General features: G+C 61.8%; 16 protein-coding genes. 7 read left to right on the forward strand and 9 right to left on the reverse strand.

Annotation, left to right across the window (positions count from 1 at the left end; all coding sequences use genetic code 11):
* The 6 genes from BVH74_RS01420 to mreB form a co-directional block, all read right to left on the reverse strand.
* Window positions 1-3858, reverse strand: a complete 3858-nt coding sequence (locus BVH74_RS01420) for a YhdP family protein (RefSeq protein WP_119702040.1) — start codon at window positions 3856-3858, stop codon at window positions 1-3.
* Between the two features lie 16 nt (window positions 3859-3874).
* A complete protein-coding gene (rng, locus tag BVH74_RS01425) occupies window positions 3875-5332 on the reverse strand; it encodes a ribonuclease G (protein WP_080048364.1) in 1458 nt (485 codons plus the stop codon).
* Window positions 5333-5480: 148 nt separating this feature from the next.
* Window positions 5481-6077 carry a Maf family protein gene (locus BVH74_RS01430; protein ID WP_080048365.1) on the reverse strand — a complete coding sequence of 199 codons (597 nt, stop codon included), beginning with the start codon at window positions 6075-6077 and terminating at the stop codon, window positions 5481-5483.
* Window positions 6067-6540 carry a rod shape-determining protein MreD gene (gene mreD, locus BVH74_RS01435; RefSeq protein ID WP_095626766.1) on the reverse strand — a complete coding sequence of 158 codons (474 nt, stop codon included), beginning with the start codon at window positions 6538-6540 and terminating at the stop codon, window positions 6067-6069. Before mreD ends, BVH74_RS01430 begins: the two co-directional genes overlap by 11 nt.
* Window positions 6530-7465 carry a rod shape-determining protein MreC gene (mreC, locus tag BVH74_RS01440; protein WP_231705640.1) on the reverse strand — a complete coding sequence of 312 codons (936 nt, stop codon included), beginning with the start codon at window positions 7463-7465 and terminating at the stop codon, window positions 6530-6532. Before mreC ends, mreD begins: the two co-directional genes overlap by 11 nt.
* Window positions 7466-7577: 112 nt before the next feature.
* Entirely contained in the window at window positions 7578-8615 is a 1038-nt protein-coding gene (gene mreB, locus BVH74_RS01445) for a rod shape-determining protein MreB (RefSeq protein WP_080048367.1), read from the reverse strand.
* 326 nt (window positions 8616-8941) lie between these two features.
* Between mreB and gatC the strand changes: the two genes are divergently transcribed.
* From gatC to BVH74_RS01470, 5 genes are all read left to right on the forward strand, one after another.
* Window positions 8942-9229, forward strand: coding sequence for an Asp-tRNA(Asn)/Glu-tRNA(Gln) amidotransferase subunit GatC (gene gatC, locus BVH74_RS01450; protein WP_080048368.1), 288 nt, complete (start codon window positions 8942-8944; stop codon window positions 9227-9229).
* A 23-nt stretch (window positions 9230-9252) separates the two neighbouring features.
* Window positions 9253-10704: an Asp-tRNA(Asn)/Glu-tRNA(Gln) amidotransferase subunit GatA gene (gene gatA, locus BVH74_RS01455; RefSeq protein ID WP_080048369.1), complete on the forward strand. Its 1452-nt coding sequence runs from the start codon at window positions 9253-9255 to the stop codon at window positions 10702-10704.
* An 18-nt stretch (window positions 10705-10722) separates the two neighbouring features.
* Complete coding sequence (gene gatB, locus BVH74_RS01460) at window positions 10723-12171, forward strand: Asp-tRNA(Asn)/Glu-tRNA(Gln) amidotransferase subunit GatB (protein WP_080048370.1); 1449 nt, start codon at window positions 10723-10725, stop codon at window positions 12169-12171.
* 70 nt (window positions 12172-12241) lie between these two features.
* Window positions 12242-12640 (forward strand): septal ring lytic transglycosylase RlpA family protein, encoded by a 399-nt coding sequence (locus BVH74_RS01465; RefSeq protein WP_080048371.1) that lies wholly within the window; start codon window positions 12242-12244, stop codon window positions 12638-12640.
* Window positions 12641-12740: 100 nt separating this feature from the next.
* The gene (locus BVH74_RS01470) at window positions 12741-14810 is read left to right on the forward strand and encodes a BCCT family transporter (RefSeq protein ID WP_080048372.1); all 2070 of its coding nucleotides are present in this window, start codon (window positions 12741-12743) and stop codon (window positions 14808-14810) included.
* A 57-nt stretch (window positions 14811-14867) separates the two neighbouring features.
* Here BVH74_RS01470 and BVH74_RS01475 read toward each other — a convergent pair whose 3' ends face one another.
* Window positions 14868-15452: a YajG family lipoprotein gene (locus BVH74_RS01475; RefSeq protein WP_080048373.1), complete on the reverse strand. Its 585-nt coding sequence runs from the start codon at window positions 15450-15452 to the stop codon at window positions 14868-14870.
* A 164-nt stretch (window positions 15453-15616) separates the two neighbouring features.
* On the opposite strand from BVH74_RS01475, the gene BVH74_RS01480 reads away from it, so the two are divergent.
* Complete coding sequence (locus BVH74_RS01480; protein ID WP_080048374.1) at window positions 15617-15847, forward strand: hypothetical protein; 231 nt, start codon at window positions 15617-15619, stop codon at window positions 15845-15847.
* Window positions 15848-15850: 3 nt separating this feature from the next.
* On the opposite strand, the gene BVH74_RS01485 is transcribed toward BVH74_RS01480, so the two are convergent.
* The gene (locus tag BVH74_RS01485) at window positions 15851-16144 is read right to left on the reverse strand and encodes a PA4642 family protein (RefSeq protein WP_080048375.1); all 294 of its coding nucleotides are present in this window, start codon (window positions 16142-16144) and stop codon (window positions 15851-15853) included.
* A 59-nt stretch (window positions 16145-16203) separates the two neighbouring features.
* On the reverse strand, window positions 16204-16692 hold the full coding sequence (locus tag BVH74_RS01490; protein ID WP_080048376.1) for a hypothetical protein: 489 nt from the start codon (window positions 16690-16692) through the stop codon (window positions 16204-16206).
* Window positions 16693-16809: 117 nt separating this feature from the next.
* On the opposite strand from BVH74_RS01490, the gene dauA reads away from it, so the two are divergent.
* The gene (dauA, locus tag BVH74_RS01495) at window positions 16810-18534 is read left to right on the forward strand and encodes a C4-dicarboxylic acid transporter DauA (protein ID WP_080048377.1); all 1725 of its coding nucleotides are present in this window, start codon (window positions 16810-16812) and stop codon (window positions 18532-18534) included.
* The last annotated feature ends 16 nt before the right edge of the window (window positions 18535-18550 follow it).

Genomic DNA, 18550 nt, shown 5'->3' on the forward strand with positions numbered 1-18550 from the left:
TCAATTCTCCAGAGCGGCCTTGCTGTCGAAGGCCCTATCAAACTCTACGTTGGGTTGTTGCCAGTCACCGCTGATCCGGTACTTGACCGAGGCAAAACGCGCCACCCGGTCGCCCAGAATGCGGTCGGCCAAAAACAGTACGCCACCAATGTGCGGAGCGCCGGCCAGAATCGCCGCCAGGGGCAGATTGTTGGTAACCGGCAAAGTCACCAACAGGCCCATATCAATCTGGTCATTGGGCAGGTCAAGCTGACCCTCTAGCTGCAACTTGGCGCTCGGCCCGTCCATGACCAGCGGCGTGCGGGTGTGCATCACCCCTGCATCCAGCCCCAGCTCGCCCTTGAAGCTGTCATAGGCTGTGCCTTTGCCAAACAGGTCGGAAAAATCCAGGCGCAGGCGGCGGGTCAAGGCGTTGAAGTTCAACAGACCGAATACCCGCAGCGCGTCGGCCGAGCCTTCGCCACTTTGCAGCGCGCCATTGCTTGCATCAAGACTGACCGTACCACTACTGCGAGCCAGCGCGAAAAAAGCCGGCGAGCCTGGCCAGCTCAACTCGGTCCGGGCCTGAAAGCGTTCGCTGGTCAGGGTCGGGGCGTAATGCCAGGCTTGCAATACCGCGCCCAGATCCGTGGCGTTGAGTTCGCCGCTAAAGCGGCTACCCGAGTTCAGCCAGTCCAGATCACCCTGCAGGCGCAGGCCACGCAGATCGACGTCAACCCCGCTGAAATGGCTACCAGTGCTGCTGGGGCGCGCGGAGAAACGCACACCACCCACCAGTTCATCACCCCAGTGCAGGGCATGGATACGTACATCCAGGCTGGGCAGGCTGGTCGGATCAAAAGCAGCCAGCGGGTCTTCCGGCACCACCGGCTCGACCAGCGCGGTGTGATCCGGGCCTGGCTCGTGACGCGGTAGTGTCAGACGCTGAAGCTCAACCACCACCGGCGCATCGTTGGCGTCGGGCCAGCCGATTTGCCCACGCAAGCTACTCTGCTCGATATCCAGCAGCCAACCATTGCTGGTACGCGCGCCACTGACCTGAACATTGTCCAGATCCAGCCCAAAGCCCTGAAAGCGATCGGTCTGGACATTGAGCCGCTGCACCAGGTCGCCCATCTGTCCAGCCGGGGCCTGCGCCAGTGGGGTATCGGCCGGCTTCAACGCGCTGCCATCGAGCCACTGCTGCCAGTGGCTCCAGTCAAAGTCACGGAACCGGGCCTGCACCGCCAGCCCGGGCCAGATCGGGGTCACTGGGCTACCACTGCGGTAGCGCAGATCACCGGCAAACTGACGCTCATCGATATGAATCAGGCCGCGCAGTTCGGGTCCCAGATTGAATTGCCAACGTTGCAGCCCTGGCGTCAGTTCCAGCAGCAGCCGGCTCGGCAAGCGCTCGGCACTCGACTTGGCCAGAGGTTCCGGTAGCACCAGACTGACGCCTTCCAATGCACTACTGACTTCAACCCGCTGACGGCCTTCGGCCAGACGCACGTCGGCCTGCCAGTCAAGAGCCCCGCTGGCCAGCCCCTTGGGCAGTGCCTCCACCCCCAGCAGTGTCCAGCCCTGCAACCGCTCCAGCGAGTGCTTGCCACTCAGACGGATGCGTTGCTGCGCATCAATCCGATCAATCTCGGCGGCAACCGGCTCACCGAGAAAACGCAGCGTCAGACCTGAAGCCGCGAGCCCCTGCCCATCGTTGTAGGCGAACCGGCCGCGCAGTTCATGAATCGGCTCCTGCAACTGCGGAATCTGTAACTGCTCGACCTCAGCCTGCCAGCCCACGTCAACACCCAGCGGCTGGCCCTGACGCAGCGGAATGGCCAGGGCCAGCTGTCCATCGACCTGACCCTGACCTTGCCAACCGGCCAGCGGGTCACCGCTCAGCTCAGCCAGCGGGCTGTCCTGCATCAGCGTCAGGGCATCACTCAACGGTCCCTTAAAGTCGCCAGCCACCAGCAGGCGCAATGCCGCCTCGGGACTCTCACGCCGGGTCGAGACCTGAATGCCACTGAGCTCAGTATCCAGCAGCCGGGCCTGCCCCGGCCCGATATCCAGCAACTCATTGTCCAGATACAGGGTTGCAGATACCTCGCTCAACCCTGGCCAGCCGGGCTGGAACTGCAGGCTGCCACCCTCCAGCCGGGCATACAGGTCAATCTGACGCTCGTCCGGCTCGGCGTCCTTGAGCAGCGAACCCCGATAGGCAAAGATCGCCTGGGGTACCCGGCCGCTGAGCTGCGAGTCCTTGAGCCAATCGGCCAACGCCGGTTCGAACGCAGGGGCCAAGGTTGGCAAGTAACGCTCATGGAAACGAGCCTGGCTATCGCGTAGGGCAACACGCAGATCCATGGTCGGAACCCCTCCGGGCGGCGGCAACAGCAACTCCATCCGGGCAGTCAATGGACCTTCCTCACCTGTTGCACGCAGACCCGGGGCTATCAGGCTCAGCCCCAGCTCATCCGACCAGCGCCACTGCAGCGCTCCCTCAGCCCGCGTATAGTGCCAGGCTTGGGGAAACAGTCGTGGCAGATGGATTGCCCAGTTATCACTGGCTACTCGCAACTCGCCCTCAGCGGGGCTACCACTCAGGCTGCCACTCACCCCTTCAAAGGCCGGCACCGCTTCCCAGGCTGAGACCCCGACCCGATCAAGCCGGGCCTGCAGTCGCAGGTTGCGCCAGTCACGCCAGTCGCTCGTTCCGTTCAATTGCACATCGCGCAGGGTCCCACGGGGTGCCAGGGTGCTGATGACTTCGGCGGTCAGTTCGTGCTCGATCAAGCCCGGCAACCAGTGGCCCAGATGCTCCAGCGGTAGCTGGTCGACCCGGGCCAACCAGGCCCCGGACTCCAGCTCACGCTGCAACTGAATCCGGGTTGCCGGCCAGATCTCTTCATCCAGGCGCATGCTCAGCTCATCAACTCGCAGCGATTGCTGCCCGGCCTGCTCGCGCCACTCGAAACGGGCAACCAGATCATTCAGCACCGGCACCTGGCGCACCCCATTCAGTTCCAGCTGCGGGGTGATCAGCAGCCCCTGCAGATGATCCAGGCGCTGATGCTGCCAGCTACCCCAAAGCTGCCCACCGGCCACCAGCGTCTGGATCTGCATGCGCTCCATCCAGGCAGGAGGCAACCAGCGGCCCCAGTTGGTCGCCGGCAACTCCAGGAAAAACCCCAGTGACAAGCGCTGCCAGTCCAGCCCAGGCATCAGGGCGCTGGCCTGCCAACGCAGCCGCTCACCATCAGGCAGGTTGACCTGACCATCGAGTCGATGCCAGTTGGGGCCATTGAGCAGGGTCAGGTCGCCTTCGCTGAACACCCAGTCGGGTTGCTGCCAGGGGCTGATGCGAATTCGGGTTTCAAGCAGGGTGATCCGCCGTTGGCTGGAGAGCAAGCGCAGGGCCTCATCCAACCCGGCCAGTTGGGCGCTTTGGCCGCCAAGGCCATGCACCTGCCAGTGGCCGTCGGCGTTTTCGCTCAGTTCCAGCTCCAGCCCCTGAATCTGCAACGCATCCATCACCGGCCGGCGTTGCCAGAGGCTGGCAAACAGATCAAGCCGGGCGGTTACGTTGTCCAGGGCAAATAGTATCGGGCTGTCAGGATCAAGGTCGGCATGCACCTGCAAGCCACGCAGCTTGAACACCGGCTGCCCGCCCTGCATCTCGCCCTGCAGGCGCTCAAGGTGGATGGCCCGGCCGCTCAGTTGCTCGGCCTTGACCACCAGCTCAGCCTGGTAGTCAGCCACCACCGGCATGAACTGGCGACCCAGGCTGACGTAAATCGCGGCCAGCAGCAACCAGCCCACCAAAAGCAGGATCAGCCCATCCAATAGGCGTCGCAGCCAGGTTTGCCAGAGCATCGGGTTCACCCGTTCATCACATCAACACCACGTCGTACTGTTCCTGGGTATACATGGTTTCCACCTGAAACTTGATCGGCCGCTCGATAAACAGCTCAAGATCGGCGACATTGCCCGATTCTTCATCAAGCAAACGATCAATGACCGATTGCGAAGCCAGTACCATGTAGGCATCGGCCTGGTAGGCCCTGGCTTCGCGCAGGATTTCGCGGAAGATTTCGTAACACACGGTTTCCGGGGTTTTCTGAATCCCCCGCCCCTGACAACTTGGACAAGGCTCACAGAGCACCTGTTCCAAACTTTCGCGGGTACGTTTGCGGGTCATCTGCACCAAGCCCAGCTCGGTGATGCCAATGATGTTGGTTTTGGCGTGATCGCGTTCGAGCTGCTTTTCCAGGGTCCGCAGTACCTGGCGCTGATGATCCTCGTCTTCCATGTCGATGAAGTCGATGATGATGATCCCGCCCAGATTGCGCAGGCGCAGTTGCCGGGCAATCGCCGTGGCCGCCTCAAGGTTGGTCTTGAAGATGGTTTCCTCAAGGGTCCGGTGTCCGACAAAGGCCCCGGTATTGACGTCGATGGTGGTCATCGCCTCGGTCTGATCGATCACCAGATGGCCGCCGGACTTGAGCATGACCCGCCGCTCCATGGCCTTCTGGATCTCATCCTCGACCCCATACAGGTCAAAGATCGGTCGCTCGCCAGGATAGTGCTCGAGCTTTTCCTCGATGCCCGGCATCAGCTCCTGAACGAACTGCTCGATCTTCTGGAAGGTTTCCCGCGAGTCGATCCGGATCTTCTCGATCCGCGGATTGACCAGATCGCGGAGGGTGCGCAATGCCAGGGCCAGATCCTCGTACAGCACCGAAGGTGCCGGGGCCTGGCTCATCTGCTGGGAGATCTGCTGCCAAAGCCGGCGCACATAGCGGATATCGACCAGGATATCTTCCTCCCGCGCAGCCTCGGCAGCAGTACGCAGAATGAAACCACCGGCCTCTTCCACACCTTCATCTTCGACACAGTGGGCAACGATCTGCTTGAGCCGCTCGCGCTCGGCTTCATCTTCGATTTTCAGCGAAATCCCCACATGCGGGGTCTTGGGCATATACACCAGATAACGCGAAGGTACCGACAAGTGGGTGGTCAGCCGTGCGCCCTTGGTACCGATCGGGTCCTTGGTCACCTGCACCACCAGCGACTGGCCCTCATGTACCAGCGAACTGATCGGCTCGACCGCCGGCCCTTCGCGCTCGGAGATTTCCGAGGCATGGATAAAGGCTGCGCGTTCCAGGCCGATATCGACAAACGCGGCCTGCATGCCGGGCAGAACCCGCACGACCTTGCCTTTGTAGATATTGCCGACGATACCACGACGCAGGGTTCGCTCGACATGGACCTCTTGCAACACCCCGTTTTCGACCAGGGCCACCCGGGTTTCCATCGGGGTGACGTTGATCAGAATTTCTTCGCTCATAGGCTCTCCCGCTCAATTCATACTGGCAGAATACCGGTGAATCGAGCTGTGCAACAGCGATCACTGAGATAGAGTCAGCCAATCAACCGATTCGTTGAAGGCGGGTTGGGAGTTCAGCCGGCCGCCGGGGCTAGGGTCTGTTGACGTTTCATCGCAAGCCGCGTTGCTGCCAACAGGCAACCCCGAACTGGGCCAGTAATTGTGCAGTTTCCATCAAGGGCAATCCGACCACAGCGCTGTAGCTGCCGTCGATCCGCTCGACAAAGACCGCCCCCAGTCCCTGAATGCCATAGCCCCCGGCCTTGTCGCGCGGCTCGCCGCTGGCCCAGTAGGCCTCGATCTCGGCCTCGCTCAGGCCCCGGAACCAGACCCGGGTTTCCACCAACTGGCTCAGGCAGCGCCCGTGCTGGGCCACGGCGACCGCCGTGAGCACCCGGTGCTCACGCCCGGACAGCGCCCGCAACATCTCCAGCCCCTGCTGGCGATCGACCGGCTTGCCGAGAATCTGCTCGCCCAGCACCACGGCAGTATCCGCCGCCAGCACCACCGCGCCATCGGCAACCTGTGCCAGCCCGGCTTGAACCTTGTCGGCCGTCACCCGCAACACATAGACCTCAGCCGACTCGCCGGCCAGTTGCTGCTCATCCACTGAACATACCAGCCGCTGGCAAGGCACACCGATCTGGGCCAGCAGTTCACGCCGGCGCACAGAAGCAGAGGCCAGGTACAGGGGTTCAGTAGACATGGAAGCGTTTACGCAGCACCGACAGGACCGACGACACCCAGGGCCAGAGGAATACGCTGACCAGCGCCGGCATCAGGAACAGCAGGGTCGGCGGCCGGTTGCCGCTCAGGCTGTTGAGCCACAGCAGAACCATCTGGGCGATGCCCAGAACCGGCAGCATCACCAGACTCTGCTGCCACAACGGGAAACGCCGGATACGCTGATGCAGCAACAGCACCAGCCAGGCCACCAGGGTCATGACCAGTGCATGCTGGCCAAACAGCTCGCCGTACAGTACATCGGTCGCCAACCCACTGACCCAAGCGGTCAGCAGACCGACCCGGTGAGGCAGGGCCATCACCCAGTAGGCCAGCACCATCGCCAGCCACATCGGCCGCCCCAGATCCAACGGCGAGGGCATCGGCATGATGCTCAATAGCAGAGCGGCGAGAATGCTCAAGGCGATCAACAGACTATTGCGCATCGCCATTCTCCTCTGAAGCCTGGTCGGCCGCGTCAACTGCTACCGGCTCGGCAACCTGCTCGCCCTCATCCTGTGCGCCATTCTTTTCTTGCTCACTCGCCAACTCCAGCGCCGGCAGCACTTCGCCATAGGCACTTTCCGGGCTGAATACCAGCAACATGTAACGACTGCGATTGAGCTGCGCAGTGGGCGCCACCTTGACCTCGGCAAACGGATGCCCAGGATCGCGATCCACAGCGACCACCCGGCCAACCGGGTAACCGGCCGGGAAACGCTGCCCCAGACCGGAGCTGACCAGAATGTCGTCGACCCGAATATCGGCGGTATCGCCGACATAGCGCAATTCCAGATATTCGTTGTTGCCGGTCCCGGCGGCGATGGCACGCAAGCCGTTGCGGTTGACCTGCACCGGCAGACTGTGGGCGGCGTCGGTAATCAGCAGAACCCGGGCGGTATGCGGCATGACCTCGACCACCTGGCCCATCAGGCCGCTGGCGTCCAGCACTGGCTGGCCAAGGAACACGCCATCACGCTCACCCTTGTTGATCATCAGGCGCTGGGTAAAGGGATTGGGGTCGACACCGATCAGTTCAGCCACCAGCACCCGCTCATCTACCAGCGAGGAGGAATTGAGCAGTTCACGCAGACGCACGTTCTGCTCGGTCAGCGAGGCCAGCTTCTGCAGTTGACGCTGAATCAGCAGCGACTCGGCGCGCAGCCGTTCATTCTCGGCAATCAGCTCAGCCCGGCTGGAAGTCAGTTGGTGAAAGGTATCCCAGGTCCGGGCCGGGACTTCAGCCACGTAATACAACGGCGTCAGCAGCAGGCCAAGCTGAGCGCGCAGCGGTTGCAGCGCCGCGAACCGAGCGTCGATAACCATCAACACAACGGACAGCACCGTCAGTGCGAACAGTCGTACGCCCAGTGACGGTCCCTTGATGAATAGCGGTTTAATGGCGGGTCTCCCATTGCGCCACGGGTTGACAACCACAAGTCCGGCAGACCGCCACCAGGCGAGCCTGCCGGATCACAGCGAATCACTCGGTGGAGAGCAGGTCCATGCTGTGCTGATCCATCATTTCCAGTGCCTTGCCACCGCCGCGGGCAACGCAGGTCAGCGGATCTTCGGCAACGATTACCGGCAGGCCGGTTTCCTGCGCCAACAGCTTGTCCAGATCACGCAGCAGTGCCCCGCCACCAGTCAGGATCAGGCCACGCTCGGCGATATCCGAGGCCAGTTCCGGCGGCGACTGTTCCAGTGCGCTCTTGACTGCCTGGACAATGGAGGCCAGCGACTCCTGCAGCGCTTCCAGCACCTCGTTGGAGTTCAGGGTGAAGCTGCGCGGCACACCTTCAGCCAGGTTGCGACCACGGACATCAACCTCCAGCACATCGCCGCCGGGGTAGGCCACACCGATTTCCTGCTTGATCCGCTCGGCAGTGGATTCACCAATCAGGCTGCCATAGTTACGCCGCACATAGGTCACGATCGCCTCATCGAAGCGATCACCACCGACCCGTACCGATTCGGCGTAGACCACGCCGTTGAGCGAGATCAGGGCAATCTCGGTGGTACCACCACCGATATCGACTACCATCGAGCCGCGCGCCTCTTCTACCGGCAGACCGGCACCGATCGCCGCTGCCATTGGCTCCTCGATCAGGAACACCTCGCGGGCCCCGGCGCCCAGCGCCGATTCACGAATCGCCCGGCGCTCGACCTGGGTCGACTTGCACGGCACACAGATCAGTACTCGCGGGCTGGGCTGAATGAAGCTGTTTTCGTGAACCTTGTTGATAAAGTACTGGAGCATTTTTTCACAGACGCTAAAGTCGGCGATCACGCCGTCCTTCATCGGCCGAATGGCCTGGATGTTGCCCGGGGTACGGCCGAGCATGCGCTTGGCCTCGGTGCCGACAGCAACCACGCTTTTCTGGTTGCCGTGGCTACGAATCGCGACCACTGAAGGCTCGTCAAGAACGATGCCGCGATCGCGGACATAAATCAGGGTATTGGCCGTGCCCAGGTCGATGGACAGATCGCTGGAAAACATGCCACGAATTTTTTTGAACATGGGTAAACAGTATCCCGAGACGCGTAAATAAAAATAATAAATTGTAGGGAAACACGGATAAGCTACCTGACAAGCAGCACAGACCAGCAGCGATCACTCACAAAGACAGCGGCAACCCGCATGACTGGCCGGACAATATCACGCTCACAGGTAACTGATCGGTACTTCCGGAAGTGTCGCAACTCTAACAATGGCGGGGTTTTTGGGCAAGGCGCGGATGTGGTAAATTCGCCCCTTTGTCCGGTTTCCCCGCGCCGTCACGGCCGATATCGGTAACATCCGCGCCAATTGACCGGAATCATTCCCGGCTTCATGGAGAACAGCACATGGCCTTTGACCGCTCCGATGTGGAAAAGATCGCCCATCTGGCCCGCATCGCCATCCGCGAGGACGAGATCCCCGCCACCACCGCCAAGTTGTCCGGCATTCTCGGTCTGATCGACCAGATGCAGGCCGTGGACACTACCGGCATCGAGCCGCTGGCCCATCCGCTGGAAACCACCCAGCGCCTGCGTCCGGACAGCGTGACCGAGCAGAATCAGCGCGATGCCTACCAGGCCATCGCTCCGGCGACCGAAGCCGGGCTGTATCTGGTACCCAAGGTGATCGAATAATCCGTCGCGACGAGAGCTTCCCCATGCATGAGAAAACCCTGGCCGAGCTATCCCAGGCCCTGCGCAGCAAGGCGATTTCCAGCGTCGAGCTGACCCAGCACTACCTCAAGCGCATCGAGCAGTTCGATGGCGCGCTCAACAGCTACATCACCGTAACCCCGGAACTGGCCCTGGAACAGGCCCGTACCGCCGACGCGCGAATCGCCGCCGGTGACGCTGGCCCACTGACCGGCATTGCCCTGGCACACAAGGACCTGTTCTGCACCCAAGGCGTGCGCACCAGTTGCGGCTCTAAGATGCTCGACAACTTCATTGCCCCCTACGAATCCACCGTGACCCAGCGTTTTATCGACGCCGGCACAGTGATGCTGGGCAAGACCAACATGGACGAATTCGCCATGGGCTCGTCGAACGAATCGAGTTTCTATGGCCCGGTGCGCAACCCTTGGAACAGCGAACACGTCCCCGGTGGCTCATCCGGCGGCTCGGCGGCTGCCGTGGCCGCCCGGCTGTGCGCAGCGGCCACCGGTACCGATACTGGCGGTTCGATCCGCCAGCCGGCTGGCTTCACCGCCCTGACCGGACTCAAGCCGACCTATGGTCGGGTCTCGCGCTGGGGCATGATCGCCTACGCCTCGAGCCTCGACCAGGGCGGCCCTATGGCCCGCAACGCCGAAGACTGCGCCCTGTTGCTGCAGGCCATGGCCGGTTTCGACCCTAAGGACTCGACCAGTGTCGATGCGCCGGTGCCGGACTACTCGGCCAGCCTTAACGACTCACTCAAGGGTTTGCGCATCGGCCTGCCTAAGGAATACTTCAGCGCCGGGCTGGACAGCGCTACCGCCGCCGCTATCGAAACCGCCGTCCAGCAGTTCCAGGCCCTGGGTGCCGAGATCAAGGAAATCAGCCTGCCCAATGCCGAGCTGGCGATCCCGGCCTACTACGTAATCGCCCCGGCCGAGGCCTCGTCCAACCTGTCACGTTTTGACGGCGTGCGTTTCGGCTATCGCTGCGACAACCCGGCAGATCTGACCGACCTCTACACCCGCTCACGCGGCGAAGGCTTCGGCGCCGAGGTCAAGCGGCGGATTCTGGTCGGCACCTATGCGCTGTCGGCCGGCTACTACGACGCCTACTACCTCAAGGCCCAGAAGATCCGCCGGCTGATCAAGAACGACTTCATGGCCGCCTACGAGCAGGTCGACGCGATTCTCTGCCCAACCTCACCAACCCCGGCCTTCCGCATCGGCGAGAAAATCGACGACCCGGTCAGCCTGTACCTGACCGATATCTACACCATCACCGCCAACCTCGCCGGCGTGCCGGGCATCGCCCTGCCGGCCGGGTTCGCCAATGGTCTGCCGATTGGCATGCAGTTGCTCGGGCCCTACTTCAGCGAGGCGCGCCTGCTGAACATTGCCCACCAGTACCAGCAGCACACCGACTGGCATACCCGCGCACCCGCAGGTTATTGAGAGGACTGAGGACAGACTATGCAATGGGAAATCGTCATCGGCCTGGAAATCCACGCCCAGTTGACCACCGCCTCGAAGATCTTCTCCGGCAGCGCCACCACCTTCGGTGCCGAGCCTAACACCCAGGCCAGCCTGGTTGACCTGGGCATGCCCGGCAGCCTGCCGGTGCTCAATGCCCTGGCGGTGAAGAACGCAATCAAGTTCGGCCTGGCGGTGGATGCCGAGATCGGCATGACCAACGTGTTCGCGCGCAAGAACTACTTCTACCCTGACCTGCCCAAAGGCTACCAGATCAGCCAGATGGAACTGCCGATCGTCGGCAAGGGCCACCTAGATATCACCCTGGAGGATGGCACGGTCAAGCGCGTCGGGATTACCCGGGCACACCTGGAAGAAGACGCTGGCAAGAGCCTGCACGAAGACTTTCACGGCATGACCGGCATCGACCTGAACCGCGCCGGCACTCCGCTGCTGGAGATCGTCTCCGAACCGGACATGCGCAGCGCCAAGGAAGCGGTGGCCTATGCCAAGACCATCCACTCGCTGGTGCGCTATCTGGGCATCTGCGACGGCAACATGGCCGAAGGCTCGCTGCGTTGTGACTGCAACGTCTCGGTACGACCCAAGGGCCAGACCGAGTTCGGCACCCGCTGCGAGATCAAGAACGTCAACTCGTTCCGCTTTATCGAAAAGGCCATCAACCATGAGGTGCAGCGCCAGATCGACCTGATCGAGGACGGCGGCGCCGTGGTCCAGGAAACCCGCCTATATGACCCGAACAAGGACGTCACTCGCTCCATGCGCAGCAAGGAAGAAGCCAACGACTACCGTTACTTCCCCGATCCGGACCTGCTGCCGGTAGTGATTGAGCCGGCGTTCATCGAGGCAGTGCGTGGCGAGTTGCCGGAACTTCCGGCGCAAAAGCGCGAGCGTTTCGAAAGCCAGTTCGGCCTGTCGGCTTACGACGCCAGCGTCCTGTCGGCCCAACGTGAATTGGCTGACTACTTCGAACAGGTCCAGCAGAGCTGCGGTGACGCCAAGCTGGCGGCCAACTGGGTCATGGGTGAGCTGTCCAGCCTGCTCAACAAAGCCGATCTGGAGATCGATCAGTCGCCGGTCAGCGCCACACAACTGGGCGGTCTGATTCAACGGATCCAGGACAACACTATCTCCGGCAAGATTGCCAAGATGGTGTTCGAAGCACTGGCCAATGGCGAGGGCGACTCGGCCGATGCGATCATCGAAGCCAAGGGGCTCAAGCAGGTGACCGACAGCGGCGCCATCGAAGCCATGCTCGACGAGGTGCTGGCCGCCAACGCTGCTCAGGTCGAACAGTATCGCGCCAGCGACGAGGCCAAGCGCGGCAAGATGTTCGGCTTCTTCGTTGGCCAGGCGATGAAAGCCTCCAAGGGCAAGGCCAACCCGCAACAGGTCAACGAGTTGCTGAAGAAAAAGCTCGAAGGCTGAACCGTAGGCGTCCGGGCGTGGTCACAGATCACGCCTCGCGGCACTGGCTCATTTGAAGTAGGAGGCTGTCATGCGCCGGACTGCGCTACTTGGTATGCTGTTAACCCTGCTGGCCTGCACCAGCGCACCAGCCGTGGCCAGCCATGGCAACAGCATTGAGGCCGACTGGAGCGAAGTCGGCAAGGCCTCGTTCTACTCTTCCCGCCTGCACGGCCGCCGCACCGCCAGCGGCGAACCCTACGACCAGGGCAGCATGACCGCCGCCCACCCGAGCCTGCCGTTCGGCACCCTGGTGCGGGTCACAAACCTCAACAACGGCCGCAGCGTGGTGCTGCGGATCAATGACCGTGGACCTTTTGTCGGTGGCCGGGTGATCGATGTTTCTCGGGTTGCCGCCGAACAGCTCGGCATGGTCCGCGCCGGCAGCGTCCGGGTCCGGGTCGAACTGGAGAACGAAGACACGCTCTGACCCCCTCCGGTCTGCCCCTTAGTATCTGCCCGCTATACTGAACGCAACGTTCACTGGCCGCGCCCCCAGCGGAACGGCCCGGCATGCCAAGGATTTTGCAATGACCGACAAACCGCTCTGGAAGACCACCATTCTCGTTCCGGTATTCGCTCCGGCCGTCATCGTCGCCCTGCTGCTGGTGATTGGTACCATCAGCAACCCGGACCAAGCTGGCAAGGCGTTCTCTGCAACGCTGGCCTTCATCACCGAAACCTTCGGCTGGTTCTACATGCTGGCGGTGGCGATCTTTCTGGTATTCATCGTCGGTATAGCCTGCACATCCTGGGGCAATATCAAGCTCGGCCCCGACCATGCCGAGCCGCAATACAGTTTCCCGGCCTGGTTCGCCATGTTGTTCTCAGCCGGTTACGGTATTGCCCTGCTGTTTTTCGGAGTTGCCGAACCGGTACTGCACTACGCATCGCCGCCGGCCGGCGCGGCTGAAACCGTTGACGCGGCCAAGCAGGCGATGCAGATCGCCTTCTTCCACTGGGGCTTCCATATCTGGGCGATCTACGGTCTGGTGGGGCTGGTACTGGCCTATTTCTCGTTTCGCCACGGTCTGCCACTGTCGATCCGCTCAGCGCTCTATCCATTGATCGGCGAGCGTATCTATGGCCCGATCGGCCATGCAGTCGACGTGTTTGCCATTCTCGGCACCCTGTTTGGCATTGCCACCACCCTAGGGTTGTCGGTGGCCCAGATCAATGCCGGCCTGAACTATCTGTGGGACAGCATACCGGTGAGTGTCACAGTACAGATCATCGCCATCGCGGCCATCACCGCCCTGGCATTGATTTCGGTAGTGGCCGGCCTGGACAAGGGTGTCAAGCGGCTATCGATTCTCAACATGGTGCTGGCCGTATCCTTGATGTTGTTCGTGTTCGTGGTTGGCCCCAGCATCATGATCCTTGAGACCTTCCTGCAGAACACCGGCAGCTACCTGAACCACATCGTCGAGCGTACCTTCAACCTGCAGGCCTATACCCGTAGTGACTGGATCGGTAACTGGACCCTGTTCATCTTTGGCTGGACTATTGCCTGGGCACCATTCGTCGGCCTGTTCATCGCCAAGATCAGTCGCGGCCGGACAATTCGCCAGTTTGTTTTCGGCGTGATGCTGGTACCGACCATGTTTACATTTTTATGGTTCTCGATCTTCGGCGACACCGCTCTGCACCTGATCATGAACGAAGGCTACACCGCTCTGATCAGCGAGGTGCAGAACGATACTGCAATCGCCCTGTTCAAACTCTACGAGCGCCTGCCGCTAACGTCGATCGTGTCCTTCATCACCGTAGTGCTGATTATCACTTTCTTCGTCACCTCTTCGGACTCAGGCTCACTGGTGGTCGACTCGCTAGCCTCTGGCGGCGCACTGCAAACTCCGGCCTGGCAACGGGCTTTCTGGGCGATTCTAGAAGGCGTGCTGGCCTCGGTCCTGCTGCTGGCCGGTGGGCTCAGCGCATTGCAAACCATGACTATCGCCAGCGCCCTGCCATTCGCCATCATCATGCTGATCGCTGCGACTGGGATGTGGCGCGCGCTGACCATCGAAGGCCACCGTGACGCCAGCCTGCAGTACGCCATGCAGAGCGGTCGCCACAGCAGCGGCCGCGATCCTGGCCACTGGAAGAAACGACTGGCCGGTATGCTGCACTTTGCCAGCCGCGAGCAGATTGAAAGCTTCATCTCGGGCACTGCGATGAAAGCCATGCAGCAGGTCAGCCGAGGTCTGCAGGAGCAGGGCTGGCCAGCCAGCGTAAGCTTCGATCAGGAACATTGCCGGGTCTATCTGGAAGTCAGTCGCGACGACGAGCTGGATTTTATCTACGATATCCGTCTGCGTGACTACGCCCGGCCCAGCTTCGCCTTCCCGGAACAGGATCGCAGTCCCGCAGGCGACGCCCACTACTACCGCGCCGAAGTGTTTCTGCGTCGGGGCGGACAGTCCTACGATGTGCATGGTTACGATGAGCAGGAACTGATTGGCGATCTGCTCGATCAGTTCGAAAAATACCTGCATTTTCGCCACATTTCCCCCGGCACCCTGCCGTGGAACATGGCCGAACATGATGAGATGCTGCAACCTGCCGAGTTGCAGCCGGATCACAAAGACCCGGGTAGTTGAAGGCCGGCCGCCGCCTCGATCAGCAGGCGGCGGCCATCAAGGTGTTGCGGGCCGTGCTCAGCGTTGCAGTATCTCGACGATGGTGGGGTCCTGAAACACCCGGGTCAGCGCGTCACTCATGACCTCTGTCACCAATCGGGTATTAGTCGCCTGATTGGGTGCATAACCGAACCGGTGCTGGGCCGAAGCGCTGTAACGTCCCTGGTACTGCTGATTACTCGAGCGAGCCTCGGCGGCAAAAGTCGCGCTGATATCAGCCTGGGTCACATAGGCGCTACTCTTGGGCGACTGATAACGCAAGTCAGCCAAGCTGACCGTCAGGCGGTTGGCGTTCGGCGTACCTTCGGGCACCACATTAAAGCCGAGTTGACGCACAGCCTGTTCAACCTGATGACGCACCTGCCCCAGGCTCTGCTCATTGATGGTGATGTTGCTGGAGTCGGGGTAGATCCCACCCCGGGTACCAAGCACCTTTGAAGGACGGGTATCCTGCACCACCACCACGACCGGCTGCTGCCGGGCGACTGGGTTGAGCGGCACCTGCACTTGCGGCTGCACATTCAGTTGTTGCGGGCTATGGGCACAGCCCACCAGCACCAGGGCCATCGCGGCCACTACCAGCATCCCCAAACGACCAAACATGAATCAACACTCCTGCATCAAGTTGAGGTAACACCATAAAACCTGCTTTGTGCCTGCGGTTTGACTCATCCGAGGCCAACACGGTTCCACCGCTCTCACCGTCATCAACTTGCAATGCCCCGCATCGATACTGGCGGCATTACCTGATCAGGGGAGATGGGCTGATGATCGGTTTACTGTTGCGGCGCGCACCGATGCGCCACTTTGCCCGGCTCGACAACCAGGGCCGCTGCCAGTCGCTGTGGCAACTGGCCGAGCCACCCGACAGCGGGCACTGGGTCGAAATCACTCACAGCGATCCTCGCTGGCTTGGCCAGACCATACCGCCCGACGCCCTGGCGCCGATGCCTGGCGCCCGGCGCCAGCGGCAATCCTGGCAGGCCCAGCCAGTCTGAACCTCAGCGAGCGCCTGCCGCCTCCAGTACTGTCACATAGTCACCGCCCAGGGCGTGCTCACGGACATGCTGAAGGAAAGTCCGGCCTTGGCCGTCGGTGGCATTGAGATCATGTCCCGCCGCCTTGAACATCACCAGAAAACGCTCAAAATCATCCACCCGCAGGCCGCGGTAGGCCCGGGTCAGGATATGCAGTTCTACCGACTCGTCTGCCGCATAGGGCCGAGCCTGCAGAAACGCGGCAACCTGCTCGTCGCTCATCTCCTCGCCAATGACCTTCTTCTTGTCCTTACGCACGCCACACCTCATTCGCAGATTCGCCAAAACGCCATTGTACCCAGCCGCCCTAACAGCCGCTAGCGACTGACCGGTCCGCCATGCACATCGGCCCAGACCGTGCCGTTGCCATGGAAGCGGGCTTGTACATAGCTCGGGCCGGCCTGATCCAGAACCCGCAACAGGGTATCCATATAGCTGAGCGGATAACTCAGATGCAGGGTCTGACTGCGACTATCGAGCCGGGTCGGGCGGGTTCGGGTGCCTGCATCAACAAAGCTGATTTCGGCCCGCCGGACCGGGCTGCCCGAAATCAGTGAGCGCCCCTCCAGCAACAGCCAGACTCCATGCCCGGCGCCCACCTGGGTTGCTCCCGGGCGCTGTTCCGTACCCACAGTCAGGCGATAGTGTTCAACCTGGAACAGCATCTGCTCGGGCTTGTCCCGGCGCACGCCGTAAACATCCTCAGGCATGAACTCGTCATGCGGCAAACTGACCGGATTGGCCAATACCGCACTGCCGAGTACACTCAGGAGCATTCCAACAAAGTAATGGCGAATGGTACGCACGGGCTTTTCCTCGTTGCCGGGCCGTGAATCACTCCGCTGTATTAGCAGTAAGTCGAGTTGTCATTCAAGCCCCATCGCCGCACAGTCCCTTTGATTCCCTCTGGAACAGGATGCCCCATGGCGACTCCCCGGCGTTTTGCCTTGCCGTTGTTCAGTGCCCTGCGTGACAGTTATCAGGGCTACGGGCTGGCTGCCCTGCGCGGTGACCTGCTGGCCGGAATCACGGTCGGGATCATCGCCATTCCACTGGCCATGGCGCTGGCCATCGCGGTCGGAGTGGCGCCTCAGCATGGTCTCTATACCGGAATCGTTGCCGGCCTGATCATCGCGGTGACCGGAGGCTCGCGTTTCAATATTTCCGGCCCTACCGCCGCCTTCGTGGTGATTCTGCTGCCCATCACCCAGCAATACGGCCTCGGCGGCCTGTTGCTGGTAACCATCATGGCCGGCCTGATTCTGATGACCCTGGGGCTGGCCCGACTTGGCAACCTGATCCAGTTCGTACCCTACCCGGTGGTGATGGGCTTTACCGCTGGTATCGGGATCGTCATTGCCATCTTGCAGGTCAAGGACCTGTTCGGCTTGCAGCAGGTTGGCCAGCACAGCCATACCCTGGAACAGTTGCAGGCGCTGGTTTCGGCCCTGCCAAGCCTGCAACTTGGGGATACCCTGGTCGGTCTCAGCACTCTGGCGGTTCTGATTCTCTGGCCACGCCTGACCAAACGCATCCCCGGCCACCTGATCGCTCTGCTCGCCGGCTCGCTACTGGCCGCCAGCCTGCTGTACTGGGACATTCCAGTGGCAACCCTGGGCTCACGGTTCAGCTACGAAGTCGATGGCGTACTGCATGCCGGCATCCCGCCCTTCGCCCCCCAATGGGTACTGCCCTGGCAGTTGCCAGGCGCCGACGGTCAGCCCTTGCTGGTTAACTTCGCCCTGCTACGCGAATTGCTGCCCTCAGCCCTGGCAGTGGCCATGCTCGGGGCCATCGAATCGCTGCTCTGCGCGCTGGTCGCCGACGGCATGGCCAATACCCGTCACGATCCCAATGCCGAATTGATGGGCCAAGGTTTGGGCAATCTGGTCGCCCCCTTCTTCGGCGGCATCACCGCCACCGCGGCCATCGCCCGCACCGCCACCAGCGTCCGCAGCGGCGCACGCTCGCCCCTGGCGGCAGTGATCCACGCACTGGTCATGCTACTGGCAGTGGTGTTGCTGGCTGATCTGTTCGCCTACCTGCCAATGGCCTCGTTGGCCGCCATGCTGCTGATGGTCGCCTGGAACATGAGTGAGGCCCCCCATGTTCTTCATGTACTGCGCATTGGCCCACGCCAGGACGTGGTGGTACTACTGGTCTGCCTGCTGCTGACCGTACTGTTCGATATGGTGCTGGCTGTAGGGGTTGGCCTGCTGCTGGCCTCGGCGCTGTTCATTCGCCGCATGGCCGGGCTCAGTCGTGGCCAGGCACTGCCCTTGCAGCGCCACCAGGCGCTGGCGAACCTGCCGGACAGCGTGGCGCTGTATCGAATCGACGGGCCGCTGTTCTTTGCCGCCGCCGACAAGGCGCTGGATGCGATCAGCCGCTTCGATGACCGGGTTGTACATTTGGCTCTGGACATGCAGGCGGTACCAAGTATCGATATGAGCGCGCTGGTCCTGCTGGAGAAAGCCCTGCAGGACCTGCAGCGGCGTGGCATCAGAGTCTACCTGATCGGCGTACGGGCGGAACTACGCCTGAAACTCAAACGCGCCGGGCTGGGTGCCAGGACAGGAGAACGTTACTACCTGGCCACCCCGGAGCGGGCTGCGCAGAAAATTCAAGAGTATCTGGCTCAGGACTGAGCCAGGGACACACTGA

Source organism: Halopseudomonas phragmitis (assembly GCF_002056295.1).
In the GTDB taxonomy this organism is placed as follows: domain Bacteria; phylum Pseudomonadota; class Gammaproteobacteria; order Pseudomonadales; family Pseudomonadaceae; genus Halopseudomonas; species Halopseudomonas phragmitis.

Bases quoted from the DNA above. Each gene is read 5' to 3' on its own strand.
- BVH74_RS01470 (WP_080048372.1), top strand. From the start codon at position 12,741: ATGACCGACAAACCGCTCTGGAAGACCACCATTCTCGTTCCGGTATTC.
- BVH74_RS01420 (WP_119702040.1), bottom strand. From the start codon at position 3,858: ATGCTCTGGCAAACCTGGCTGCGACGCCTATTGGATGGGCTGATCCTG.
- gatB (WP_080048370.1), top strand. From the start codon at position 10,723: ATGCAATGGGAAATCGTCATCGGCCTGGAAATCCACGCCCAGTTGACC.
- mreB (WP_080048367.1), bottom strand. From the start codon at position 8,615: ATGTTCAAAAAAATTCGTGGCATGTTTTCCAGCGATCTGTCCATCGAC.
- BVH74_RS01480 (WP_080048374.1), top strand. From the start codon at position 15,617: ATGATCGGTTTACTGTTGCGGCGCGCACCGATGCGCCACTTTGCCCGG.
- BVH74_RS01465 (WP_080048371.1), top strand. From the start codon at position 12,242: ATGCGCCGGACTGCGCTACTTGGTATGCTGTTAACCCTGCTGGCCTGC.
- mreD (WP_095626766.1), bottom strand. From the start codon at position 6,540: ATGCGCAATAGTCTGTTGATCGCCTTGAGCATTCTCGCCGCTCTGCTA.
- gatA (WP_080048369.1), top strand. From the start codon at position 9,253: ATGCATGAGAAAACCCTGGCCGAGCTATCCCAGGCCCTGCGCAGCAAG.
- dauA (WP_080048377.1), top strand. From the start codon at position 16,810: ATGGCGACTCCCCGGCGTTTTGCCTTGCCGTTGTTCAGTGCCCTGCGT.
- BVH74_RS01475 (WP_080048373.1), bottom strand. From the start codon at position 15,452: ATGTTTGGTCGTTTGGGGATGCTGGTAGTGGCCGCGATGGCCCTGGTG.
- gatC (WP_080048368.1), top strand. From the start codon at position 8,942: ATGGCCTTTGACCGCTCCGATGTGGAAAAGATCGCCCATCTGGCCCGC.
- rng (WP_080048364.1), bottom strand. From the start codon at position 5,332: ATGAGCGAAGAAATTCTGATCAACGTCACCCCGATGGAAACCCGGGTG.
- BVH74_RS01430 (WP_080048365.1), bottom strand. From the start codon at position 6,077: ATGTCTACTGAACCCCTGTACCTGGCCTCTGCTTCTGTGCGCCGGCGT.